This window comes from Granulosicoccus sp. 3-233 (assembly GCF_052681095.1).
The window spans coordinates 40376-63993 of the sequence record NZ_JBQYLE010000001.1 but is presented as its reverse complement, the minus strand read 5'-3'; the positions used below and the strand labels follow the sequence as shown (position 1 = coordinate 63993).

22 protein-coding genes are annotated in these 23618 nt (G+C 58.0%); 19 read left to right on the top strand and 3 right to left on the bottom strand.

The window, feature by feature from the left end:
* Positions 1–28: 28 nt before the first annotated feature.
* Positions 29–1045: an NAD(P)H-binding protein gene (locus ACUNV4_RS00285; protein WP_430876479.1), complete on the bottom strand. Its 1017-nt coding sequence runs from the start codon at positions 1043–1045 to the stop codon at positions 29–31.
* A 101-nt stretch (positions 1046–1146) separates the two neighbouring features.
* On the opposite strand from ACUNV4_RS00285, the gene ACUNV4_RS00280 reads away from it, so the two are divergent.
* The 5 genes from ACUNV4_RS00280 (at position 1147) to ACUNV4_RS00260 (ending at position 8265) form a co-directional block, all read left to right on the top strand.
* Positions 1147–2040, top strand: coding sequence for a LysR family transcriptional regulator (locus tag ACUNV4_RS00280; RefSeq protein ID WP_430876478.1), 894 nt, complete (start codon positions 1147–1149; stop codon positions 2038–2040).
* Positions 2041–2557: 517 nt separating this feature from the next.
* Positions 2558–4072 (top strand): hypothetical protein, encoded by a 1515-nt coding sequence (locus ACUNV4_RS00275; protein WP_430876477.1) that lies wholly within the window; start codon positions 2558–2560, stop codon positions 4070–4072.
* Between the two features lie 302 nt (positions 4073–4374).
* Entirely contained in the window at positions 4375–6561 is a 2187-nt protein-coding gene (locus ACUNV4_RS00270) for an HNH endonuclease signature motif containing protein (RefSeq protein WP_430876476.1), read from the top strand.
* A 375-nt stretch (positions 6562–6936) separates the two neighbouring features.
* Complete coding sequence (locus tag ACUNV4_RS00265; RefSeq protein ID WP_430876475.1) at positions 6937–7647, top strand: helix-turn-helix transcriptional regulator; 711 nt, start codon at positions 6937–6939, stop codon at positions 7645–7647.
* A gap of 186 nt (positions 7648–7833) precedes the next feature.
* Positions 7834–8265 carry a GFA family protein gene (locus ACUNV4_RS00260; protein WP_430876474.1) on the top strand — a complete coding sequence of 144 codons (432 nt, stop codon included), beginning with the start codon at positions 7834–7836 and terminating at the stop codon, positions 8263–8265.
* Positions 8266–8320: 55 nt separating this feature from the next.
* Here ACUNV4_RS00260 and ACUNV4_RS00255 read toward each other — a convergent pair whose 3' ends face one another.
* Entirely contained in the window at positions 8321–9895 is a 1575-nt protein-coding gene (locus ACUNV4_RS00255; RefSeq protein ID WP_430876473.1) for an ATP-binding cassette domain-containing protein, read from the bottom strand.
* A 200-nt stretch (positions 9896–10095) separates the two neighbouring features.
* A complete protein-coding gene (locus ACUNV4_RS00250) occupies positions 10096–10884 on the bottom strand; it encodes an SDR family NAD(P)-dependent oxidoreductase (RefSeq protein WP_430876472.1) in 789 nt (262 codons plus the stop codon).
* 87 nt (positions 10885–10971) lie between these two features.
* Here ACUNV4_RS00250 and ACUNV4_RS00245 point away from each other — a divergent pair, with 87 nt between their 5' ends.
* The 14 genes from ACUNV4_RS00245 (at position 10972) to ACUNV4_RS00180 (ending at position 23550) form a co-directional block, all read left to right on the top strand.
* Positions 10972–12096: a mandelate racemase/muconate lactonizing enzyme family protein gene (locus tag ACUNV4_RS00245; protein WP_430877391.1), complete on the top strand. Its 1125-nt coding sequence runs from the start codon at positions 10972–10974 to the stop codon at positions 12094–12096.
* Positions 12093–12875 (top strand): acetoacetate decarboxylase family protein, encoded by a 783-nt coding sequence (locus ACUNV4_RS00240; RefSeq protein ID WP_430876471.1) that lies wholly within the window; start codon positions 12093–12095, stop codon positions 12873–12875. Before ACUNV4_RS00245 ends, ACUNV4_RS00240 begins: the two co-directional genes overlap by 4 nt.
* A complete protein-coding gene (locus ACUNV4_RS00235) occupies positions 12872–13831 on the top strand; it encodes a C-terminal binding protein (RefSeq protein WP_430876470.1) in 960 nt (319 codons plus the stop codon). The genes ACUNV4_RS00240 and ACUNV4_RS00235 overlap by 4 nt, the downstream gene beginning before the upstream one ends.
* A gap of 226 nt (positions 13832–14057) precedes the next feature.
* Positions 14058–15107 carry a rhamnose ABC transporter substrate-binding protein gene (locus ACUNV4_RS00230; RefSeq protein ID WP_430876469.1) on the top strand — a complete coding sequence of 350 codons (1050 nt, stop codon included), beginning with the start codon at positions 14058–14060 and terminating at the stop codon, positions 15105–15107.
* A 152-nt stretch (positions 15108–15259) separates the two neighbouring features.
* On the top strand, positions 15260–16762 hold the full coding sequence (locus ACUNV4_RS00225; protein ID WP_430876468.1) for a sugar ABC transporter ATP-binding protein: 1503 nt from the start codon (positions 15260–15262) through the stop codon (positions 16760–16762).
* Positions 16762–17811 (top strand): ABC transporter permease, encoded by a 1050-nt coding sequence (locus ACUNV4_RS00220; protein ID WP_430876467.1) that lies wholly within the window; start codon positions 16762–16764, stop codon positions 17809–17811. Before ACUNV4_RS00225 ends, ACUNV4_RS00220 begins: the two co-directional genes overlap by 1 nt.
* Entirely contained in the window at positions 17808–18797 is a 990-nt protein-coding gene (locus ACUNV4_RS00215; RefSeq protein WP_430876466.1) for an ABC transporter permease, read from the top strand. The genes ACUNV4_RS00220 and ACUNV4_RS00215 overlap by 4 nt, the downstream gene beginning before the upstream one ends.
* Entirely contained in the window at positions 18794–19531 is a 738-nt protein-coding gene (locus tag ACUNV4_RS00210) for a FadR/GntR family transcriptional regulator (protein ID WP_430876465.1), read from the top strand. Before ACUNV4_RS00215 ends, ACUNV4_RS00210 begins: the two co-directional genes overlap by 4 nt.
* Positions 19528–20568: a Gfo/Idh/MocA family protein gene (locus ACUNV4_RS00205; RefSeq protein WP_430876464.1), complete on the top strand. Its 1041-nt coding sequence runs from the start codon at positions 19528–19530 to the stop codon at positions 20566–20568. Before ACUNV4_RS00210 ends, ACUNV4_RS00205 begins: the two co-directional genes overlap by 4 nt.
* Positions 20565–21386 carry a sugar phosphate isomerase/epimerase family protein gene (locus ACUNV4_RS00200; protein WP_430876463.1) on the top strand — a complete coding sequence of 274 codons (822 nt, stop codon included), beginning with the start codon at positions 20565–20567 and terminating at the stop codon, positions 21384–21386. Before ACUNV4_RS00205 ends, ACUNV4_RS00200 begins: the two co-directional genes overlap by 4 nt.
* Positions 21386–21700 (top strand): L-rhamnose mutarotase, encoded by a 315-nt coding sequence (locus ACUNV4_RS00195; protein ID WP_430876462.1) that lies wholly within the window; start codon positions 21386–21388, stop codon positions 21698–21700. Before ACUNV4_RS00200 ends, ACUNV4_RS00195 begins: the two co-directional genes overlap by 1 nt.
* Positions 21701–21834: 134 nt before the next feature.
* Positions 21835–22305: a hypothetical protein gene (locus ACUNV4_RS00190; protein WP_430876461.1), complete on the top strand. Its 471-nt coding sequence runs from the start codon at positions 21835–21837 to the stop codon at positions 22303–22305.
* Positions 22306–22455: 150 nt separating this feature from the next.
* Positions 22456–23010 carry a c-type cytochrome gene (locus ACUNV4_RS00185; RefSeq protein ID WP_430876460.1) on the top strand — a complete coding sequence of 185 codons (555 nt, stop codon included), beginning with the start codon at positions 22456–22458 and terminating at the stop codon, positions 23008–23010.
* 45 nt (positions 23011–23055) lie between these two features.
* Positions 23056–23550, top strand: coding sequence for a DUF411 domain-containing protein (locus ACUNV4_RS00180; protein WP_430876459.1), 495 nt, complete (start codon positions 23056–23058; stop codon positions 23548–23550).
* Positions 23551–23618 lie beyond the last annotated feature (68 nt).

Below are 23618 nucleotides of genomic sequence, written 5' to 3'. Positions count from 1 at the left end.
CCTGTGTCCGGTGCCTGGTGCCTGGTGCCTAACGACAGACTGCCGTGTTCAATGTGTCCGGCAGAGCCTGCATGCTTTCCAGAGTCTGCCTGACAGCCTCATCCCAATCGGTATGAGGTTCCTCTCCCAGCAGCTCCAGCAATCGAGTGTTATCCAGGCGCATCGGATGATGCCATGTCGGCAACACTTCCATCGCCTCACGAGCAAAACCGCCGAAGGGGGCCAGCAAACGCAGGATCCACCAGGGAAAGCGGCGTTCGGGCACATCATGGCCGACCACCCGTTCCACCGCACGAATCATGGCCTGCCCATCCTCGTCCCAATGCCCGGCAAACTGCAGACATTCAAACGGACGAAGTGAAGCACGACGCTCGATCAACCGGGCGAAGCACTCTGCCAGATCGGGCAGATAGGCGTGGGCATGAGCCGCGCCGTTGCCGACCGATACGAACCTGCTTACCGGCTTCCCCGACGCTACCATCGCCTGACCGAACCAGCTGGAACGTGCATTGGCACCGAAGAAATCTCCGGCTCGCAGAATCAGGCTGGGCACCTCAGGGGCTGCCGCCGCCAGGCGTTTCTCCATTTCGATGCGAATTCGCCCCTTGCGGGTATTGGCCGTTTGCGGTGTGTCTTCTGTAATCACCGGGCTGCTTGCCGCATCAAAGTTGTACAGTGTGCCTGGCAGAACAATGCGCGCGCCTCCCTGCGCCCGCGCAGCCGCTATCGTATTGTCCAGCATGGGCAGAACGAGCGTCTGCCAGTTGCGATAGCCTGGCGGATTGACCGCATGAACGATTACATCAACCCCTTCCGCCGCACGCAGTACATCCGCTTCGTGCATGGCGTCTCCCGCCTGCCAGATGATACCGTCAGCAATGACCAGACCCCGTGCAGCCGCCTCGACATCCCGTGCCAGCCCACTGACATGCCATCCCTTGCGAAGCAGCTTGTCAGCGATCTCGCTACCGATTCCGCCGGTCGCGCCCAGTACCAGCGCCTTGCCAGCGTAACGTCCCACTCGTGTGGCTGAATCGCTGTTCATCCGTGTCTCCAATTGCCTGTTGTTCAGAAGTGCGAACAACATAGCGCCGCAAGAGCACGATGAAAATTGACAAACTTCTTGTAATAGCTCATACATTTCTTATGAGCAAGACTCTTGACTGGAATGATCAACGCGCGTTTCTGGCTGTAGTCGACACAGGCAGCCTGTCCGGGGCGGCCCGTCGGCTCGGTGTGGCCCAGGCAACAGTGCGTACTCGCATCGAGTCCCTCGAAGCGGTATTGAACACTGTCCTGTTTACCCGATCGGTCAATGGGCTTGTGCCCACAGATCGTGCCCTGACCTTGATGGAACCGGCACGCGCCATGGCCAACGCATCAGAGGCCTTCGTGCGCACGGCCTCTGCCGACGCCAGCGAAATTGCCGGCGTTGTCCGCATCAGCGTATCGGAGTTCGTTGGTGTGGAAGTACTGCCGGGCATGCTCGGCGAATTGCGCCAGCAGCATCCAAAGCTGATTCTGGAAATCGATCTGTCCAATGCATCGGCAGCCATACTCGATCGGGAAGCCGATATCGCGGTTCGCATGCATCAACCGCAGCAAGGCTCTCTGGTGGCCCGCAAGGTCGCCGCGATCAGGCTGGGCTTGTACGCCCATCATGATTATCTGCGGTCCCACGGCGAACCGACAGAACCTGCTGACTTGGCCAACCATGACTGGATAGGACCGGACCGTTCCAGCAACGATCTGGCGCTTGTCATGAAAATTCTGCCGAACGTCGACCGCCAACGCTGCGTGATACGCACCGACAGCCATCCGACGCAACTGGCAGCCGCTCGTGCCGGTTTGGGAATTGCAGCCATTCAATGCGCTATCGGCGAGGCCGACTCCGAATTGCGCCGGGTACTACCGGATCTGTCGATAGCGACGCTTGATACCTGGATCGTGACCCATGCAGACCTGAAGAATGTGCCGAAGATCCGGGTCGTGACGGATCATCTGGCGACGTGTTTCAGACGGTATGGCGAGATGAGTTGAGTGATGTTGAGTGAGCCGAGTAAGCCGAGTAAGCCGAGTGAGCCGAGTAAGCCGAGTGAGCCGAGTGAGCCGAGTGAGCCGAGTGAGCCGAATAAGCCGAGTGAGCCGAGTAAGCCGAGTAAGCCGAGTAAGCCGAGTAAGCCGAGTAAGCCGAGTAAGCCGAGTGAGCCGAGTAAGCCGAGTAAGCCGAGTAAGCCGAGTAAGCCGAGTGAGCCGAGTAAGCCGAGTAAGCCGAGTAAGCCGAGTAAGCCGAGTAAGCCGAGTAAGCCGAGTAAGCCGAGTAAGCCGAGTGAGCCGAGTGAGCCGAGTAAGTTTCGTGAGTTTCGTCAGCTGAATCTTCATCGCCTCTCGCCTGCCGGTATTAATACACGCAGAAGCATGATGTTCATGCGTTTCCAACAGCGGTAGACTTCCTAACAGACAGAATTTGCAACATCAGACTCGTTAGCAGAATGCCCGCACAAGTCGCCCTTGTCAGAAACGATCGAGCCTGATGCAAATACGGAAGAACCTCATCATGAAGCCATACCACCTGCTGTTCCCGCTCATCCTGACCACGCAGCTGCTTGCCTGTAGCAGTAGTGACGATGCAACATCACTACCTGCCGATGACGATGATGACCCGATCGAACCACCAGTGGTTCTGCAAATCCCTGAGTATTCAGGCGAGCTGACATTCGCCAGCACATTGCAAGTGGATCTGGACTCCATGATCTCGGAAGCCGGTCTGAATCGCGTCGATGGCTACCAGGTCTCACGCGACGGATCAAACATTCGAGCAGATGTACTCGATGAAGACAGCGAAATCGCAGCCATTGCCTTGATAGACACCGTGAGCGGAGAGGCCAGCTGGCTGCTAACCGATATCGGAAAGAACACCCAGGTGGTGTTCGATGCCGACAATTCACCCGTGGCTGTCATCGGGCTGTCCTGCGCAACCGTGTCCTACAATGCGACTTTCAGCGACAGCCTGTTTGACCTGTCGCCGCTGAGCCCGACGGGGCGCTGCATCTACAAGGGCACGGAACAATCCGCGGACGGCAATGTCGTGCTGTTCAATACCTACGATCCGCAGGATCTCAGCCAGTACGACACTCCGAACAGCACCACGCTGCATGCCTATACACTGGACTCTGCCAACCTGGTTGACTATCCCGACACCAGCATTGAAGTGGATGGTGTCGTCCTGTCGCCACGTCTGTCAGGCATCAGCTACCAGGGTTACGAACTGAGTGACGACGGCCAGCTGCTGTTCAGTCAGCAATGGTGGGAAGGCACGGACGCAGATGGCGGTACGTTGCGACAGGTTGGTGCGACCCTGTGGAATACAAGGACGAACGAATGGTGGGTTCGCGGCCTGGCCGAGGACTCGAGAGGATGCACCATCACCGACAAGGTCAACTGCCTGCCGCCGTACTCCTACACCTTGTCCGCTGATGGCACGAGGCAGTATTCCGAGATACCCGTGGGCGAGCGTTTCAGCGACCGCCCACCGTGGGAAAACTTCGACTCTTCCGTCGAGCTCGCGATGACCGGCTTGACCATTGCCTTCCCTCTGCAAGATATCAACAATGTCCAATCCATGATAACCAATGACAATGGCGACCAACTGGTACTCTTCTCGGGGTCCTACGGCAGCTCCGAGGCGACTGGGGGCTATTACCTCTACCAGCGAAGCAGCGACAGTCTGCTATCACTGAACCGTGCCCTGCGCGCCTGCTCACTGACGGATGGTGACGGCAATGAGCTGGATGAATCGACCTGCGAATACACCTCTGTCCCTGGAGCCATTACCAGCGAGGCAGAGTACTACACCGCCGATGGTCAGCACGTGCTGTTCCGCTCCATCAGTCGGTTTACCGATGACCGGATACAGGCAGTGGACAATTTCCTGCTGGATGTGGAAGATGCCGCCATGTACTCCCTGCCTGAATACTATGGTGAACGTTCTGCGTGGATCAGTGGCGATGGGTCGGTGGTGATGGGGGTCAGTGATTTTCCGGAGTATGACGTGTTGATTGGCAGGCGGTAGTCGGCAGGTAATAGCCTTGTGCAAGGGCTCTGATGCGAACCTGCATTGCTGACACCTGGCTTGTCTTCTCACATAGATTATCTTTGTGCTGTATATAGCACCAGTATAATGACCATCCGCAGCAAACCACCTTCGAGGCTCGGCGTAAAATGGATTGATACCATGAACCGGAGCCAGGGATGCACCTTCATCACGCCGATACCCGCTGCAAGCCAATTTCATACGACTCATTGAGGCTCCATGCATCTTCCGGAAATGACAATTCGAATGCAGTTGCCGAGGAGAGATCACGCGACTACTCGATGCGTGATCAATCTGAGGATGAAGCCTGCATGCAACAGCCGGATCACTCCGGGAACGAAGCTTGCGGGAAACAGCGTGATCAATCCGCAAACGATGCCGGCATCCAGAAGCTGAAGCAGTCAAGTGGTACAGCGGGGTGCCAGCAGCAGGATACGGGCATCAATACAGATGAGAATCATCATCAGGAACAGGCTCGCTACACCACCCACCCCCTACCGACAGAGCCCGAAAATCCCGACCTTGGACAAGATCTGCTGGATGATCGAATATCCGAAGCCGAGGCCATCCGATTGGCCATGGCATTGATCGAGGGTGCGCAGTATGCGTCAGAGGACAGAGCCGCAAAAGCCGAAAAACTGCGCGAACGAATCAGGCGGATAGGTGGGCAAGCCCCCACTCCTGATGATGAAACCAATGAAACGCTGGGTAATCGATTACGCTCGCTCTCCAGAACCCGTGACCGGAATCTCGCCGAGCAACTGCGTCTACAGGTGCGCTTCGACGATGCCGAACACTACAAGTTGGACGGATGCCGTAGCATGATTGTCTGGATGGATGCCCACCTGGGCATTGCAAAAACGAATGCCTCCGAGCAACTGCGGGTCGGTCGCGCCTTGCAACATTTACCAATACTCGAGTCCCTGTTTACGCTTGGTCAGATATCCTTCTCCCAATTACGCGAAGTGACACGGGTAGCCACCCCGCAAACCGATGGCGAGTTTGCACTGGCAACCCTGGCCTTATCAGTCAGTGAAACACGCGAATATTGCCAAAGATTTCGTCATGACAGCGATCTCGATGAAGATGCCAGACTGGCTGCGCACCATGGACAGGACGTCAGCGATGCTCATGCTGCCTTGCGAGCTTATGAAAGACGCACTCTGTCCATCAGCGAACCCGATGCGCATTCCACACGAATAGTCATCGAACTGCCGCGGGAACTGGGCGAGGAATTTCGGCGATCCCTCGAACAATGTGAAGACTGGATTCGGGAAGGCGGCGAAGATCCACGAGAAGGCGCGGCTCAACCCGACCTAGATCCTGTTGACGAACCTCTTGCTACGGTGCACGGTACACGTGAAAAAATCGGGATCCCGCCTTCAGTGCATTCATCACGTATTGCCGGATTCGCCACTGACAGGACAGATACCGCAGCACCGATGAGACCGACCGCCGCGCAGCTGCGTGCCGACGCCGCTCTGCTGATGAGCAGACGATCACTGGCACATGCAGGACAGGCCGTGGCAATGGCGGACCGCTACCGAGTGCATGTCAATCTCGATATCCAGCATTTGCTTGAAAGCTTCAGCGACGAGCGTAATGGCAATGCATCATCCGATAAGTCGAATTGCTGCACAGACGACAAACACAATAAACAGGCTCCTGCCAATGATGGAAATACAACCATTACAGAGCGCCCCTGGCTTCATGGCGCTGGCCCCGTGTCCCGTGCCACTGCACAACGACTGGCAGAAATCGCCGGATTTACCCTTGTATTACGAGACGACGAAGGGGAAGTGCTCGCTACCGCTGACAAGGCTCCGCCGTTCACCCGGCGACAATTGCGAACGCTGCGTGCGCGAGACCGACGGTGTCAAATGCCGGGATGCGGCTCTACACGGCATGCCGAAGGACATCACGTGGTGCACCGAGAGAATGGAGGTCAATCGACAATGGACAATGCCGTTCATCTCTGCGGGGCTTGCCACCGACTATTGCATGAAGGCGGATTTCGACTCGAGCGCATCGGGCCCAATGGCGCGGATCTGGGGCAACAGGCGACGCAGGTGCATGCAGCAGACAATGCATCTCGGACCCGAGCACAGGCCAAGGTGGCGAGAATCAGGTGTTATCGCCTCTACGGTCGTGATGGTCGCGAGTATCATTGTGTGAATGCGGCTCGTGCGAGCATGAGTGACGGGGCCGGGGAGGATCTGCGTCCTGAAGAGGTGTGGGCGAGGCAATCATGGAAAGCTCAGAAATCTCATCAACCTCGGCAAAACCAGCAAAACCAGCAAAACCAGCAAAACCAGCAGAACCAGCAGAACCAGCAGAATCAGCAGAATCAGCAATCTCGGGACAACCCACGATCGACCAAGCCCTCCGTTGATCGGCAACACGCGCCCTCTCACTACCACACACCACCCGATACCGAAAGCACGCGGAGCTCAGCATTCATGACTTGATGCAGTCGTTCAGCTGCGGTATCGCTGCGCTGCCTGACGGCGACAGTCCTGATCTGTTTAGACGAGTAAACAATTCACGGAACCATCAACGACGGCTCGACAGATTGCTTGTTTGAACAGCTTTCCACCACTTGTCCGACTTCAATCCCGGATTGTTTAGACGAGTAAACTCAATGACGCTTTGACTCAATAACCCAATAACCCAATAACCCAATAACCCAATGACTCATTGACTCATTGACTCAATGACCCACAAACTCAATGACCATCCAACCAGCCCACCACCTGAACTCAGGCTCACCCCATATCGAGAAATAAACATTCCTCCCGATTTCGCCTATGCTGAATCAAAATCCAGAACGAGAACGCTTCACCATGTCTCGAGCTCAACGTTTGTTGGCACTGATTCAGATTCTCAGAAGCCATCGCTTTCCAGTCAGTGGAGAGCATCTGGCATCGGAGCTGGGTATCAGCCTGCGTACGCTGTACCGGGATATCGCAACACTGCAGGAGCAAGGCGCCAACATTGTCGGCGAAGCCGGAGTTGGATACGTATTGCAAGCAGGCTTCACGTTGCCACCTCTGATGTTCACCGAAGACGAACTCGAGGCCATTGTGTTGGGCTCTCGCTGGGTAGCCAACAGGGCCGATGAACGCCTGGGAGATTCGGCCGCAAGCGCACTGGCCAAGATCGCATCTGTACTACCGACCCCATTACGCAGGGAACTGGATGATTCGGGCTTGCTGATCGGACCTGCCAGACCACCTCACCAAGAGCAGATTGATCTGCAGGCCATTCGACAGTGCATTCGCCAGCAAAGCAAACTTCTTATCCACTACAGCGATCAGCACGATGCACCCAGTCAACGTATCGTCTGGCCGTTTGCGCTCGGATATTTCGAGCAATTCCGCATCATGGTGGGATGGTGCGAACTGCGTGACGGGTATCGCCATTTCCGCACCGATCGCATCACTCGACAGGAGGTTCTTCAGCAAACCTACTCTCGCCCCCGACAGGTCATGCTGAGAGAATGGCGACAACAGAATCACCCCCAGTCGCAAGCAATCACTACTGACAGAAACTGACAGTTCGTATGGGTACACTGTCTCTCGACAACTCTGGCTCCACCAGCAGCAAATTCAGAAAGCCAACTCAGAAAGCCAATACAGAAAGCCAGTCCAAACAGCCAGCCCAAACAACCTTCCAATGGAGAACCCCATGCACCGACCGACCCTTGGACAGACCACCCGTGCCACTTCAGGGCTGCGTTCATGACTGCCCGTGAAGGTGGTTGCGCCTGTGGCCAGATACGATTCAGGATAGATGCCCCCTTGCTCGGCGTCGGTATCTGCCATTGCCGAGATTGCCAGAAGAGCTCTGGAGGCGCACCGAACTATGTCGCCCTTGCGCCAGAAAGCGGATTTCACGTTCTGCAAGGTGAACCGCGCATCTTCAGCAGCAAGTCCGACAGCGGTACGGATGCGAAACGTGCGTTCTGCCCCGATTGCGGCACTCCCCTGTGGAGCCATCCGCCAGATGCACCGTTTGTTCCGGTCAAACTTGGTGCACTGGATGACAGTAGCGATCTACAACCCGGCGTACATATATTCGTCGACTCCGCGCCACCGTGGCATCTGATGCACGATGGCCTGCCGCAGTTTCCCAAGATGCCGCCCGTGGCACCGCCTGAAAATGAAAGCTGATGCTCCCAATCGGAACCGCATCGCGCCCGATTGACCCGCGTTCGCCGAGCACTATTCATGTCAGTGTGAGCTGCCGATCAATACCTATGGCATCGAGAAACCGCTCATCATGCGATACCACCAGTAACGCACCGTCGTAATGCTGCAAGGCAGCTTCAAGCGCTTCCTGTGCGGCCAGGTCCAGATGATTGGTTGGCTCGTCCAGCATCAGCAATCGAGCCGGCCGATCGTTGCCGATGGTGCACCCCAACGCCACCCGCATCAGCTGTCCGCCGCTCAAACCATGCAGAGGCTGCAGAACACTCTCATCACGAAACTGCAAGCGTGACAGCAGGGTCCTGCTCTCGGTAGCATCGGCGCCAGGATTCAGCTGTTGGAAGTTATCCAACACATTAGTGGTTCGATCCAGAATAGCCAGCTGTTGATCGAGCAGCACATTGTCCGGAATGACTTGTATGGTCCCTGACCATGGAGCGAGGTGACCGCTTATCAACGTCAGTAAAGTCGACTTGCCTGTGCCATTGCCGCCCTGGACAGCGATGCGCTCGGGCCCGACAAGCTGCAGATCTAGACCCTCGATAACCGCCGATCCGCCCGGGTAACCACCTGTGAGTTGCTCAAGCTGCACTACGCACTGGCCTCTGGCGAGACCCGTTGACGGCAATGAGACTGACAGAGGCTTGATCATCTCGACACGACTGCGTGCAGCCTGCAGCTGCTCGGCCGCACTTTCCTGACGTTTTTTCGTGATTCGGCTTTGGTTCGCCGAGGTTTCTTCACTCCGACCTGCCATGGCGTTGAGCAGAATTCTTGGCTGCCCACCCTCATGCCGGCGACGACGACCCGATTTGTCTCTTCGGGATTGACGCTCGGCAACCTGCTGCCGATGCGCCGCCAACTCGGCGCTTTGCCTGGATGCTACCGTCAATGCCTGCTCGGCCTGTGACAGTTCTGCAGCCTTTGCTTCTCGATGAAACGTGCCGTTGCCACCATAACGCTTCGCACCAAAAGCACCGAGTTCGACAACAGCGTCCATCGCGTCGAGCACCTCCCTGTCATGACTGGCAACCAGCGCACCGCCTCTCCAGCCATGCAACAGGCTCAGAACCTGGTCACGACCCTCACGATCAAGATGGTTTGTCGGCTCGTCCAACAGAATGAAATCCGGCCGCTGGAACAGCAGGGCCGCCAGTCTGGCACGTGTGCCCTGCCCGCCGGACAAGGATGACAGCGATTGATCCACAGCAACATCCAGCGAAAATCGCTGCAGACACTGCTCCATCCTGACCGGCAATTCCCAATCAGCCTCGGCCAGTTCGTCCAGACTTGCCGTTCCCGCCGCCGCACGCGCCAGTACGGCCAATGCCTCGGTAGCGCCGAACAGATCGGAGATTGTCTCCACCCCGTGCAGATCCTGACGCAATATGGCCACACGACCGTCACGATGAATATGCCCACCAGCAGGCTGCAGTCTCCCGCCTATGAGTTCGAGCAGTGTGGATTTACCTGCGCCGTTGCGACCGACCAGACCGGTGCGGTTGGGCCCCAGCTGCAGGCTCAATGGAACAAATGGCTGGTAACCGTCAGGTGCAAGCCAGAACAGATCGTTGAGAATGATGGATGAGCGCATGAGCCAGGAACTCCTGATAGACAGTGGAAACGGAACGAACTGTCTTTGCCTGATTCATGACTTTGCCTCCTCTCATCCTGCGCACCGGTTCATGCGTGATTGTCGATGCACGCACGCAGTCTATCGCAATGCAGATCCGGGTGACAAGACGATGGCGATGACCGTTTCCGTTCTCGGCACCGTCCAGACACCCGACTGCATCAACTCATCGACGCCTTCGCCATATCCTGAAAGAACGCATCGCGCGTATCCAGCAGACACTCATCCAGCTCTCGCGCATCGGGACCACACAACCAGGCCATGACACTGGCGGGAATGGCAGGCTCAACCAGTTGTTCCTGCGGAATCTTGCTGATGTCATTGAGTCCGGCTTCCCGAATCTCTCCCTGCATCGCAGTATCCGTAGGCGGTATACCGATGAAGAAGCTCTGTACCCCGCGCGGCCCGAGTTCCTTCTGACACATCTGCGTCAGCATTCTGGCTGCCGCCTTGGAACTGCAATAAGCCGTCCAACCTTCCATCGGTGTGGTGGCCGCACCGGTACCGGCATTGACGATCACGCCCTGACTCGCTTCCAGCATCGGCAGGCTTGCCAGAATCATGCGATGCATGCCCACGACATTCACATCGAATACCCGTCCGAAAGCATCACTGTCGATCTTGTCCACATGTCCGATAGGGCTGATGCTGCCGGCATTGTTCACCAGGGCGTCCAGCTTGCCCGCCTGTTCGGTCACGGTCTGAATGGCCGCCGCAATGCTCGACGGCTGCGTGACATCCAGATCCAGCACAGTGACATTGGGAAATTCCTGCGCAATTTCCGTCGGTGAACCATCCTTTACGCCGGCAAAAACCTGAGCACCACTTTTGGACAGCAGCCCCGCCAGCATCAGCCCGATACCGCGCCCCGCACCCGTGACCAGAATCGACTTTCCAGTCAGGTCCGGCAGCGGCACGGCATAAAGATCGAAAATTTTGCTTGCATTCATGTTCGGTTTGCCTCAATAATTGGTCAGGCCAATTAGACAGGTTGTCCACTTGTCTGTCAACACAGTTATTCAGTCGGAGGGTGCACCATCAAGATTTCAACCATAGAACCCATATCCATTGCCTACCCGGATCCGAATGATTTCGACACCATCCGCCGTACGGTACTGGTTCGGGTCGAAACATCAGACGGCGTGGTTGGCTGGGGTGAATGCATCGGCATGTGGCCGGAAGCCTGCAAAGCCATCACCACCATCATCAATGAAGGTTATGCCCCGTTTCTGATCGGTACGCCGGCAGATGACATCGAGGCCAACTGGCTGGCCATGCGACGACATGTGCACTGGTATGGCGAAGGCGGCATTGCCTCTCTGGCCATCTCCGGCATCGACATGGCCCTGTGGGACATCCGGGGCAAGGTTGCGGGCAAGCCACTGTACGAGTTGCTGGGTGGCCTCAAGCACGAACGGCTACCTGCCAATGCGTCGGCCCATGTCAACAAGAAGGGCGAAGCGGCCTGTGTGGCTGAAGTCGTCGGCTTCTTCGAAGCGGGCTTTCGCTCCACCAAGCTCGGTTTTGCCAAGAAGGGCGAGAGCGATATCGGTGGCAATCCGGAAACGGACGTGCACTTCGTCAAGGAACTGCGCGCAGCGCTTGGCGATGATGCCGAGATTCTCATCGACATCGGCAACGGTGTGCGCTGGGATGTCGCGACCGCCATCGATGTCGCCAATCGCATGGGTGAATATCGCATCGGCTGGTATGAAGAGCCGCTCTACTACACCGATGATGCCGGTTATCGCGAGCTGGCTGCCAGCACCGATGTACGCATCGCCAGCGGTGAGCGCGAATTCACGGAAACCGGCTATCGGCGGCAGATGGAATTCGTTCAGGCTGTCGAAGTGTATGGCATCGACCCCGCGCGAGTCGAAGGCATTACCGGCTTTCGCAAGGCCGATGCACTGGCCACGCAGTACGGCAAGACCATCAATGCCCATGCCTGGTCCACGGCGATTACCACCGCAGCCTCTCTGCATCTGAGCCTGGCCTCCCCGAACGCAGAAATCTTCGAATTCAAGCCCTTCCCCGTTGTCGTGCAGGATGAGTTGGTGGCCGAGAAGCTGTGGCATCGAGACGGCTGGGCCTACCCCATCGAAGCGCCAGGTCTCGGCATCGACGTGCAGGAAGATGTCGTGCGGAGGATTGCCGAATGAGTGATACGTCCCACTTCGGTGTCACTCGGCCGCGCGTCGAGGACATTGTCGAGGGAGGTTTCTCCACGCCCTGGGATGCGCCCAGCATTCCACCCTTCCCGTTCCGGTTTCGCAATGCCGAGATCATGACGCTGTACTGGCGTACCGATCCGGAAGCCATGGCCTTCCTGCTACCACCACCGCTTCAGCCTGTCGGTGACGTCGCCTGCGTTCATATCTACAGAATGAACGACACGGACTGGGTAGGCGCTTATGCCGAAGCCAATGTCATGTTCGGGGCCTGTCTGGGGGATCGTGCAGGTGCCTACTCACCCTATCTTGTCCTGTCGTCCGATGGCGGTGTCAGTCAGGGTCGTGAAGTGCACGGTCAGCCAAAGAAATACGGGCAACCGGCCATGGAGTTTCGTGGTGATCTGATGGTCGGTACCGTGGAGCGCAATGGCATCGATGTCATCACCGGCACTCTGCCCTACAAGCAGGTTCCTGTCGATGCCGAGGCACTGGCACCGCACTTCGATTTCGCCACGAACCTCAATCTCAAGGCCATCGATCATATCGACGGCAGACCGGCCATTCGACAGTTGACCAGTCGCAAGCTGACCGATGTCACCGTGCACGAAGCCTGGACCGGCCCCTGTACGGTCGAATTACGGCCCAACGCACAACTTCCCGTTTTCCGCCTGCCAGTACTCGAACCTCTGCAAGGCTTCTACTGGCGCGCCGACTTCACTCTCGTCCCTGGCGAGATCATCCATGATTATCTGGAGGACTCGCAATGAGTACCAGAGTTGCAATTACTGACTATACCTTCCCTGATGTTGCACAGGAGCGAGCAGCGGCAGAATCTGCCAATGCCATTTTTTCCGCGCATCAGGCCAGAACCGATGCCGAAGTGGCCGAAGCGGTCGCCGGTGCCAATGTGGTTGCCGTGCAGTTCGCGCCCTTCGGGCCACTGGCCTGCCAGGCTGTGGCACCAGGTGCCAGCATCATTCGCTATGGCGTGGGCTACGACAACATCGACCTGAATGCTGCCAGGGCCGCTGGTCTGAAAGTCGGCTATGTGCCGGACTACTGTGCCGATGAAGTGGCGGACCATACGGCGGCCGCTGCTCTGACACTGTTGCGCAAGGTCATACCACTGGACAGTTCGGTTCGGGCCGGTGAGTGGGCAGCGGTCAAGCACGCCCGACCATTGAAGCCATTCTCGGAAACCACCTTCGGTTTCTTCGGCATGGGCCAGATCGGCCAGGCCGTACTGTCACGACTCAAGGCCTTCGGTTTTCGCTTCATCGTGGCCGACCCGGGACTGAGTGCAGAAGAGGCCGAGAAGCTCGGTGCCGGTCTGGTCAGTGCAGAGGAACTGCTGGCCACTGCCGACATTCTGTCACTGCATGCCCCGGCCACCGAGCAGACCACCAACCATTTCAATGCCGAGCGTCTGGCATCGATGCAGCCGCACGCCATGCTGGTCAATTCGGCACGCGGTCAGCTGATTGTCGAAGAAGATCTGGCCGATGCCCTGAGCCGCGGAGTCATTGCGGCGGCAGCACTCGATGTCTTTCACGTCGAACCACTGCCGGCGGACTCGCCATTGCGTAACGCACCCAATCTGTTGTTGACGCCACATGCCGCCTGGTATTCCGAAGCGGCCATTGATCGTCTGCAGGGACTGGTTGCCACGGATATCACCCGAGCGCTGAACGGCGAGGATCCACGCAAACCGGTAAGGCTCTAGGCCCGGTCATCGACCACAAGAATCATCCTGTCTTCAACGACAGGCATACCGTCATACCGCTGGTGAAGGACAAGGGGCAACTCTCCGCCAGTCTTACCGCCCCGGTGACTTGTCGTCACTGGGGCACACATCGACAAGACAGACCGATCCTTGTCTTTGATTCACGCCCGACTTTTCACGACGCACAACGTCATCACAACAAGAACCGACTCAGAGAGAGGAAGACATGAAGAAACTCACTGGTATCACCGCCGCTGCAGCCATGCTGCTGGGCACGACAGGATTCGCAGCTGCCGCAGATGGCGCGGTATCGCTGGAGTCAGGCAAGGACATCGACATGGTTCTGCTGCCAAAATTTCTCGGTATTCTGGTATTCGACCAGGCCAACGAAGGCGCTCAGGAAGCTCATGCCGAACTGGAAAATTCGGGCGAGCTGTTGTTCGTCGGCCCGACACCTGAAAACTCCACCGCCGGCCAGATCGAGATCATGACCACTTCTGCCACGCAAGGCCAGGGTGCGGTAATGCTCTCCAACAATGCAGGCGACCAGATCAGCCCGTCCGCCCTGGCGGCACAGAAGGCCGGTACCAAAGTGGTCACTTGGGACAGCCCCATTCCTTCCGGTGAAGGCGAAGACGTTTTCGTGGCGCAGGTGGACTTCGGCTCCATCGGTGTCGTGATGGCCGACATGGCGCACTCCATTCTCGACGGCGCCGGTGAGATGGCGGTCCTCTCGGCGACACCGGATGCGTCCAACCAGAATGCCTGGATTGCGTCCATGAAGGAAGTTCTGGAGAGCGATGAGAAGTACGCCGAGATCAAGCTGGTTGATGTGGTCTACGGTGATGACCAGGCGGAAGTGAGCTACAACCGTGCGCTGGCGCTGGTGGATCAGTACCCGAATCTGGGCGTCATCATGTCCCCCACCACCGTCGGTATCCAGGCGGCTGCCAAGGCCATGCAGGATGAAGGATTGTGCGATCAGGTGCGCGTCTCCGGTCTCGGTCTGCCATCGGAAATGGTCAGCTACACGATGAACGGTTGTGCCCCGGAATTCACTCTGTGGGACTTTCGTGACCTGGGCTACCTGACCTACTACACAGCCTATGGTCTGGCCAGTGGTCAATTGACCGGTGAAGTCGGTGAGACCTTCACTGCCGGTCGCATGGGTGACTACACCATCGAGGAAGATCCGAGCCGTGAGGGCTCCAAGCGTATTCTGATGGGACCTTTCACGGTCTACACCGCCGACAACGTCGAAGCTGCGGCCCAGTAAGTCGCGCAACCACGGGTTGCAAGCACAGCCGGGGATACTCCCTCGGCTGTGATGCAACTCTGGTAAAGCCAGCGGAGCACAGCGCCAGCCCCTGACTGCTGCACTCCGCTACCTCCGCGCGTACATACGCCAGACACTCACGGAATCCTTCTATGTCAAACGAAGTGCTCAGACTGGACCACGTCAGCCGCCTGTTCGGCATGACCGTCGCACTGGCGGACATGTCCATCGTGCTGCACCCGGGAGAAGTTCACGCCATCGTCGGCGAAAACGGTGCCGGCAAGTCCACCATGATCAAGATCATGACCGGCATCCACCAGCCCAGTGGCGGTACCATTTTCGTGGATGGCGAACCTCGACAGATTTCCGGCCCCCAGGCTGCGCGGGAAGCCGGTATTGCCGCCATCTACCAGGAACCCATGGTATTCCCGGACCTGGACGTTACCGAGAACATCTTCATCAGTGATACCTCAGCCGGTACCTGGGTACGCCCGGCCGTTCAGCGCAAGCGTGCGAAGGCCCTGATAGAACGGATCGGCATGACGCTCGACCCGGATCGCATCGCCAGCGGTCTGACCCTCGCCGAGCAACAGGCCGTGGAAATCGCTCGCGCCCTGAGTCAGGATGTGCGGGTATTGATCATGGACGAACCCACCGCCTCACTGTCAGCCCATGAAGCCTCGCAACTGCGCAAGATTGCCACCACGCTGGCCAGTCAAGGTGTCGCGGTGGTCTATATCTCGCACCGTCTGGAAGAGATCTTCGAGATCTCCGACCGAGTCACGGTCATCCGCGACGGCGCTCATATTTCCACCAAACCGATCAGCGAAGTGACCTCGGATGGCATGATCGCGGAGATGGTCGGGCGCGAGGTCGGCAACTACTTTGCCAAGGCCCCCGGCACGGTCACCGACAAGACCGTACTGCAAGTCAGAGACCTGACGCTCGACAGTGTGTTCGAGAATATTTCCTTCGACCTGCACGCCGGTGAAGTGCTGTGCATGGCAGGTCTTGTCGGTGCACGTCGTACAGACATTGCATTGTCGCTGTTCGGCATCACACCAGCGACCTCCGGCAGCATTCTCTACAAGGACAAGGATGTCTGGTTCACGTCGCCCAGAGCGGCCATCGATGCCGGTATTGCCTATGTATCGGAGGATCGCCGCAAACTCGGGCTGGCCATGCCGATGCCGATCAGATCCAATATGTCCCTGGCGACGCTCGACGAATTCCTGTCACCGAAAGGCTTGCTGGATCGCGAACGCGAGATCAGCGTTGCCCACCAGTACCGTGAACGCCTGAATATTCGCACTGGCAGTGTGGAGACCCCGGTCGGCATGCTCTCGGGTGGCAACCAGCAGAAGGTCATGCTGGCCAAGTGGCTGAACATGAAACCCGACCTTCTGATTTTCGATGAACCCACCCGCGGCATCGATATCGGCGCCAAGGCCGAGGTACACGATCTGATTCGCGACTTCGTCGCCCAGGGGGGAGCGGCGCTGGTCATTTCCTCCGACTTGCCCGAAGTACTCGCCATGGGCGATCGCATCCTCGTCATGCGAGAGGGGCGACAGATGGGCATTCTCGACAATGAGGAGGCCACTCAGGAAACCGTCATGAGCATGGCCACCGGACAAATGGAGCAAGCAGTCTGATGTTGAATAGAATCTCGCCCCAGACACTGCGCATACTGGCGCTGCTGGCGGTACTGGCACTGGTACTGCTTTTCTTCTCGACGCAGGTACCCAATTACCTGAATGGTCGCCTGTTCAACCGAATATCCAGCTCGGTGGCCATCATGGCGATCGTCGCCTGCGCACAGACACTGGTCATCCTGACCAGGAACATCGACCTGTCCATCGGCTCGACGCTGGGTTTCGTCGCCTTTGCCACGGGTAGCCTGATTACCAACAATCCCGAACTCGGCCCAGCCCTGCTGCTTGTCTACTCCATCTGCCTGGGCGCCTGCTTCGGTGTTGTCAACGGTCTGCTGGTAGCATATGCCCGTATCCCGTCCATCATCGTGACGCTGGCAACCATGGCCCTGTTCCGCTCGGCACTGGTCGAGTACTCTGGCGCCAAGTCCATCACCACTGGCAATCTGCCTACCTGGCTGGTCGAATTTCCCAACTACAAGATACTGACCTTCGGCAGTTATCAGCTGCGAGCCAGCTTCCTGCTGGCCGTGGTAGTGGTCATCATCGTGCATATCGCGCTGACCCGTCTGCGGGCAGCCCGCAAGATCTATGCGGTGGGGTCGAACCCGGAAGCGGCCGAGATGGCCGGTATCAACTCGAAGCGCGTCGTACTCACCGCCTTCGTGCTGTCGGGGGCTCTGGCAGGTCTGGCAGGCTTCATGTTCCTGGCCCGATTCGGCACCATCACGGTAGTGGCAGGTCTGGGCTTCGAACTCAAATCAGTAGCAGCCTCGGTGGTTGGCGGTGTGAATATCTTCGGTGGATCGGGGTCGGTCATCGGGGCCTTCATCGGCGCCGTTCTGGTCGATCTGATCGACACGAGTCTGGTGCGCTGGCAACTGGTCAGTGAGTTCTGGCGCGAAGCCGTGCTGGGAGCGCTCATCCTGCTGTCCGTTGCAGCTGACGCCACTCTGATGCGCCGCCTGGTAGCCTGGCGTGTTGCCCGAGAGAAAACCGCAACGAAGAAAGAAACGCAGACGAAACCAGCCGGGAGCACCCCATCATGACAAGCACCATGAAGAACGCCATGCAACGTTTACGCAGCTGGGAAGGCTTTCTGCTTTGCGCGCTGATTTTCATCATCCTGCTCAATACAAGCCTGTCAGATCAGTTCCTCAGCTTCTCCAATGTGATCAATCTGTTCCAGTTGTCCATCGAGAAGATCATCGTGGCCTTGATCATGACTTTCATCATCATCAATGCCGAGATCGATCTGTCGGTAGGCTCCATGATGGGACTATCGGCCTGCGCATTCGGTGTGCTGGTACAACAGGGAGTGCCGGGAGGCTGGGCGATACTGATCTGCCTGAGCATCGGTGTACTCGGTGGCGCGCTGAACGGCTGGTTCATCGCCAAGGTGGGTCTGCCGTCGCTGGTCGTCACGCTGGCCACCCTCATCGGGTTCCGCGGTCTGGCACGGGTTCTGGTCGAGGATCGTGGCATCAATGACTTTCCCGACTGGTTCGACGCTCTGGGACAGAAAGGCATCATCGCTGGCATACCGTTTGCCCTGATCGCCTTCGTTGTGCTGTTCATTGCCTTGTATGTCGTCCTGCAACGCAGCGGGTTCGGTCGCAAGACCTATGTCATCGGAACCAACCGCGATGTGGCCGATTTTGCCGGCATCGACACGGCCCGTCACAAGATGATCCTGTTCATCGCCTCCGGTACCGTCTCCGCCTTTGCAGGCTTGCTCTATGCTGCTCGCGTCGGCGCTGTCCGGGGTGATGTCGCTCTGGGGTTCGAGCTGGATATCATCACGATCGTCCTGCTGGGTGGTGCCAGTATCTTTGGCGGCACCGGTACTCTGACAGGTACACTGCTGGCTGTGCTTATCGTACTCAGCTTGCGAAACGGCATGGCCCTGCTGAACATCACCGGACATATACAAACGGGCGTCATCGGCCTCCTGCTGATCGCATCCGTCATCGCTCCGCGAATCGATCTGTCAAGATTCATTCCTGGAGGCGGACAACCGAGGACACAGTCATGAGCAACAAAGTCACCGATCTCGGCTTCGAAGTACCGGTCAAGCGTGAACTGGTGGCGGAAATGGTGGCCCGCCGCATTCTCGACATGGTCTCGTCAAAGGCCCTGAAACCCGGCGATCAGCTGCCGCCAGAGCGTGACCTGGCCAAGCAACTGAACGTGTCCCGGCCATCGGTGCGAGAGGCCATTCGTGGCCTGTCGATCCTCGGGGTCGTGCAATCTCGCCAGGGAGGCGGAGCCTTCATCAGCGAACTGGACGGTGATGCGCTGCTGGGCCCCATTCGTTTCTTCCTGTCACTGGACACGACCAACATTCGCGAGCTGTACGATGCCCGCTCGTTGATCGAAGGTGATGTCGCCCGGCGCGCGGCAATCAACATGACTGACGAGGAGCTTGCCAATCTGGGCGAGATCCTGCGGCTGCAGGTTGATACGCTCGAGGATGCCAGAGCTTTCCGCCTGTCCGACTTCAAGTTTCACGAGGCCATCTGGATCGGCTCCGGCAACAACTTTCTCAAACGCATCGGTGAAAGCCTGAACTCTCTGGGACTGGAATTTCGTCGCCGAGCCTCCGAACGTCCGGATGTTCTGCGCCAGTCACTGCTGGATCACCGCGTACTGTATGAGGCGCTGTTGTCACGCAATCCGGTCACCGCTGCCGCCGCTGCCGAGAAACACATGCAGAACGTCTACAACTCGACCATTGACCAGACAACGGCTGGAGGAGAATCCGAATGACTGCACGTATCGGTATCGTGGGCACAGGCTGGTGGGCCTGTTTCAACCATATTCCAACGATCAACGACTGCCCCGAAGCAACGGTTGTCGCCATCTGCGATCTGGATCAGAGCCGCCTTGACAAGGTCGGTGAGGAATTCGGCATCGACGCCCGCTATACGGATGTGAATGCCATGATGGCTGCGGAGAATCTGGATGGCGTCATGATCTCCACACCCCACACGGCGCATACGAATCCGGCCATTGCCGCCCTGCAAGGTGGTGCTCATGTGCTGGTGGAAAAACCGATGGCCACCCGGGCTGAAGATGGTCGTGCCATTGCACGGGCGGCCGTCGCCGCCGGTCGGGAAGTCATGGTGCCCACCGGTTTGAACTTCACGCGTTTCTCGCAGCAGGCAGCCCAATGGATTGCCGAAGGACGCATTGGCGAGGTACGCCACGCAGTGTGTCAGATGGGCAGCGCCTTGCACGATCTGTTTGCCGGCGAGCCCATGCAGGAAACCGCCGATCACCTGTTCCGGCCACCCGCCTCTACCTGGGCTGATCCGGCCAAGGCTGGCGGCTATGGCTGGGGACAGATGTCGCACTCACTGGGCTGGTTGCTCTACACCACCGATCTGACCTTCGAAAGCGTCTTCTGCATGGATGGCAAATCACCAACCGGTGTGGATTTCTACGATGCGGCAGTGGCGCGTGCCACCAATGGCGCCACCATCTCCATCTCCGGTGCCTCCACGGTGCCCAAGCACAAGGGCATGCACACCGATATACGCATCTATGGCACCGAGGGCATGGTGGTGTTCGACAATGAACGGGCCCGAATGGAGCTGTACCGGATGGACGGCGAGGATGATGCAGCTACGATCACCTCCGAAGAAGCCGTCTATGACGGCACCTTGCCGGTACGCACATTCGCCAGATTGTGCGCTGGTGAATCCGTGATCAACCCGGCCAATGCCGAGAACGGCGCACGCGTCACCGAAGCGCTGGATGCACTGTATCGATCGGCGGCCTCGGGTGAGGTGGTTCGCATATGAGCATGCCACTGTCGCTGACCGCCTGGTCTCTGCCCGCCTGCACGCTGCAGGAAGCAGCTGACATCTCCCGGGCACTGGGCATCGGCGCACTGGATGTAGGCCTGTTCTACCGTTCGGCGCTGGACAAGGCGCAGCTACTGGCAGACCCCGAGGCTGCCGCGGCCCCCCTGTCACAACTGGGTGTTCGTTTGCCGAACTACTATCACCTGTTTGGCGATGGTCTGGCCGAGCGCAATCTGGCACTACCGGGAACGCTGGAGCAGAATCTGGCTGATCTGCGACAGGTACTGCGCTTTGCCGATGCCGCTGGCATCGCCACCGTCTTCATACTGCCAGGGGTCGTGAACCCTGGCCAATCACGCAGTGATGCCTTCAGGGTCTCGGCGGCCAGCCTTGCCGCCATGATGGAACTTGCCAGCGACTTCAGAACGACGCTCTGCATTGAACCGCATGTTCACTCCTTCGCCGAAAGTCCACAGATCGTTGGCGACCTGGTGGATGCCACGGGAGTCAGACTGGCTCTGGACTATGCACACTTCGTCTGCCTGGGCTACCGTCAGGATGAGATCGATCCACTGGCACCACATGCTGCCCATGTCCATCTGCGACAGGCAAGAATGGGGGAGCTGCAGTCCAAGTACGACCAGGGAACACTGAATTTTCCAGCCATGTTCGGCACGCTGCGCGATACCGGCTACCAGGGCGCACTGTCCATCGAACCGGTGCACCAGGCTTACATGAACACCCTGTTCGACGATGTACTGACTGAAATCATCGCGCTTCGCGATGCCTATCTGACATGGCAAGGAGATAAATGATGGCAAATTATGCATGGGTACTGGAAGTGCGCCCCGGCTACGAAGAGGAGTACCTGAAGCGCCATGATGAAATCTGGCCGGACATGCTGGAGACGCTACAGGTCGCCGGCATCCGCAACTACAATATCTTCAGACATGGGCTCACCCTGTTCGGCTATTTCGAAACCGACGACCTGGACAAGGCCAGAGCTCACCTGAAGGACTGTCCGGTGAATGCGCGCTGGGGACAATGGATGGCCCCGATCATGAAGGTGGAAGTGGACCCCACCACCAGCTTCCCGTACCTGCTGCCTCTGCAGTTTCACATGGACTGACAGCTCTGCCCCTGTCGCCTTCCAGTGTGGTCAGGATGCGAATTCGCCGAGAAAGTGGCGAGTACCGGTTCATGTTTTTCTGACACTGTGGCAAAGAACCGTCACTGAGCCACGATTCTTGCTAATCTGGCTCCGTGAGAAACAAGTCCGCCCATCGGTCTGCCAATCGAGCCCGCTCTGCCTGGGTCATGTTGTGGTGCCTGTGTTTTCTGTCGGTATCCGGTCTCACGCCGGTCAACGCAACCATGATGATGTCAGGCGATGCCAGTGTGTCAGAGGTCACTATCGATGCCGATGATGCCCGCAGCGATGACTCACGGCCCTTGCACGGATCAACCGCAGCCACAGTGACGATACCGCATGAAGAAGCTGCCGCCGCGGGCTCTCATTGCGACAATGCGTCCTGTGCGGATAGCGCTCATGATGTCTGCCCGGGTTTCTGCCTGCATTGCAGCAGCTGCAGTTTCTCTCCCGCCAGTGCCATTGCCCTGACGCCACTGACACAGCGATTCAGGCTTGCCAACCGTATTCAGGATCCACCTTCGGAAAACCTGCTGCCCGGCCGCATCTCTCCCCCATTCCGTCCCCCGATCAGTCGTCTCTAGATTGCCGCGCGTCTGCCTGCGGACGCACTGCCTGAGACGCGCAGCGCGGGGTTGACCCCAGCAACGCTGCCCTTTATTCCGGGAATGCCATTCGTGACCGAACCAGGGTTCGATGCGCTGACTCGACCGAAGGACCTTCGGAGAACGATGATGAAAACCACTGCAATGCACCAGCGATCTCAGCCTCTGGCTGTCATCCTCTACTTGCCACTGGCGCTCTACCTCCTGCTGGGCATCACAATGGCCCGGGCATCCACTGGTACGGATGGCATACTGGTTCAACTGCGCGCTGATGACCTGCAGGTCGTGCAGGCTGGCGAAGTGGTGTATCAGCAACATTGCGCTGCCTGTCACGGAGCCCAGCTCGAAGGTCAACCCGACTGGCGTTCGCGTAGCTCGGAGGGCTTGCTACCCGCGCCTCCACATGATGCCAGTGGTCACACCTGGCACCACGCTGATGATCTGCTGTTCGAGATCACCAAGTACGGTGCCAGCGTGGTCATCAACGACCCGGACTATCGTTCCGCGATGCCCGTATACAAGGACATTCTCAGCGATGAGCAGATAATCGCGGTGCTGTCCTTCATCAAGAATTCCTGGCCTGACGAGGAACGCCAGTGGCAGGAAGAAACCAATGCCAATCAGACGGAAGCCCTGTTGCCGAAACGCAAGGGCAGCAGTTTTCTGGAAAGATTCAGCCAATAGGCGTGATTCGTCACGCACTTCCCCCATTCAAGGAGTATCTCCGACATGACTCATACACTCATCCGCTCCGGACTGCTGTTGTCTGCCGTACTGGCCGTCAGCGCATGCTCCCTCGAGAGCACCGTCATCAGCAACGCCAGCGCACAATCATCCACACCCGAGGCCATGCTGCCGCATATGGTGGTTTACAAGAGTCCCACCTGCGGCTGCTGCCAGAGCTGGGTCGACTATGTCGACAAGGCCGGCTTCAGCGTGGAAACCATCGATCTTGAAAACGTCGATCCCATCAAGGTCGCCCACGGCCTGAGCGATCCTCAGCTGAAATCCTGTCATACCGCCATCGTCGACGGCTATGTCATCGAGGGCCATGTACCGGTGAGCGATATCGAACGCCTGTTGGCGGAGCGTCCGGATGTTACCGGTCTGACGGCCCCGGGCATGCCGATGATGTCACCGGGCATGGGCAGTGAAACGCCGAAGAACTACGACGTTCTGGCTTTTGACAAACAAGGCCGTACACGCGTGTATTCCTCCTACTGAGTCGTGGTGCATGCGAGTGTGAACTCGCATCCTCGAAGTTGAAAACCGCTGGCGGAGACCTCCATTCG

Bases quoted from the DNA above. Each gene is read 5' to 3' on its own strand.
- ACUNV4_RS00285 (WP_430876479.1), bottom strand. From the start codon at position 1,045: ATGAACAGCGATTCAGCCACACGAGTGGGACGTTACGCTGGCAAGGCG.
- ACUNV4_RS00280 (WP_430876478.1), top strand. From the start codon at position 1,147: ATGAGCAAGACTCTTGACTGGAATGATCAACGCGCGTTTCTGGCTGTA.
- ACUNV4_RS00275 (WP_430876477.1), top strand. From the start codon at position 2,558: ATGAAGCCATACCACCTGCTGTTCCCGCTCATCCTGACCACGCAGCTG.
- ACUNV4_RS00270 (WP_430876476.1), top strand. From the start codon at position 4,375: ATGCGTGATCAATCTGAGGATGAAGCCTGCATGCAACAGCCGGATCAC.
- ACUNV4_RS00265 (WP_430876475.1), top strand. From the start codon at position 6,937: ATGTCTCGAGCTCAACGTTTGTTGGCACTGATTCAGATTCTCAGAAGC.
- ACUNV4_RS00260 (WP_430876474.1), top strand. From the start codon at position 7,834: ATGACTGCCCGTGAAGGTGGTTGCGCCTGTGGCCAGATACGATTCAGG.
- ACUNV4_RS00255 (WP_430876473.1), bottom strand. From the start codon at position 9,895: ATGCGCTCATCCATCATTCTCAACGATCTGTTCTGGCTTGCACCTGAC.
- ACUNV4_RS00250 (WP_430876472.1), bottom strand. From the start codon at position 10,884: ATGAATGCAAGCAAAATTTTCGATCTTTATGCCGTGCCGCTGCCGGAC.
- ACUNV4_RS00240 (WP_430876471.1), top strand. From the start codon at position 12,093: ATGAGTGATACGTCCCACTTCGGTGTCACTCGGCCGCGCGTCGAGGAC.
- ACUNV4_RS00235 (WP_430876470.1), top strand. From the start codon at position 12,872: ATGAGTACCAGAGTTGCAATTACTGACTATACCTTCCCTGATGTTGCA.
- ACUNV4_RS00230 (WP_430876469.1), top strand. From the start codon at position 14,058: ATGAAGAAACTCACTGGTATCACCGCCGCTGCAGCCATGCTGCTGGGC.
- ACUNV4_RS00225 (WP_430876468.1), top strand. From the start codon at position 15,260: ATGTCAAACGAAGTGCTCAGACTGGACCACGTCAGCCGCCTGTTCGGC.
- ACUNV4_RS00220 (WP_430876467.1), top strand. From the start codon at position 16,762: ATGTTGAATAGAATCTCGCCCCAGACACTGCGCATACTGGCGCTGCTG.
- ACUNV4_RS00215 (WP_430876466.1), top strand. From the start codon at position 17,808: ATGACAAGCACCATGAAGAACGCCATGCAACGTTTACGCAGCTGGGAA.
- ACUNV4_RS00210 (WP_430876465.1), top strand. From the start codon at position 18,794: ATGAGCAACAAAGTCACCGATCTCGGCTTCGAAGTACCGGTCAAGCGT.
- ACUNV4_RS00205 (WP_430876464.1), top strand. From the start codon at position 19,528: ATGACTGCACGTATCGGTATCGTGGGCACAGGCTGGTGGGCCTGTTTC.
- ACUNV4_RS00200 (WP_430876463.1), top strand. From the start codon at position 20,565: ATGAGCATGCCACTGTCGCTGACCGCCTGGTCTCTGCCCGCCTGCACG.
- ACUNV4_RS00195 (WP_430876462.1), top strand. From the start codon at position 21,386: ATGGCAAATTATGCATGGGTACTGGAAGTGCGCCCCGGCTACGAAGAG.
- ACUNV4_RS00185 (WP_430876460.1), top strand. From the start codon at position 22,456: ATGAAAACCACTGCAATGCACCAGCGATCTCAGCCTCTGGCTGTCATC.
- ACUNV4_RS00180 (WP_430876459.1), top strand. From the start codon at position 23,056: ATGACTCATACACTCATCCGCTCCGGACTGCTGTTGTCTGCCGTACTG.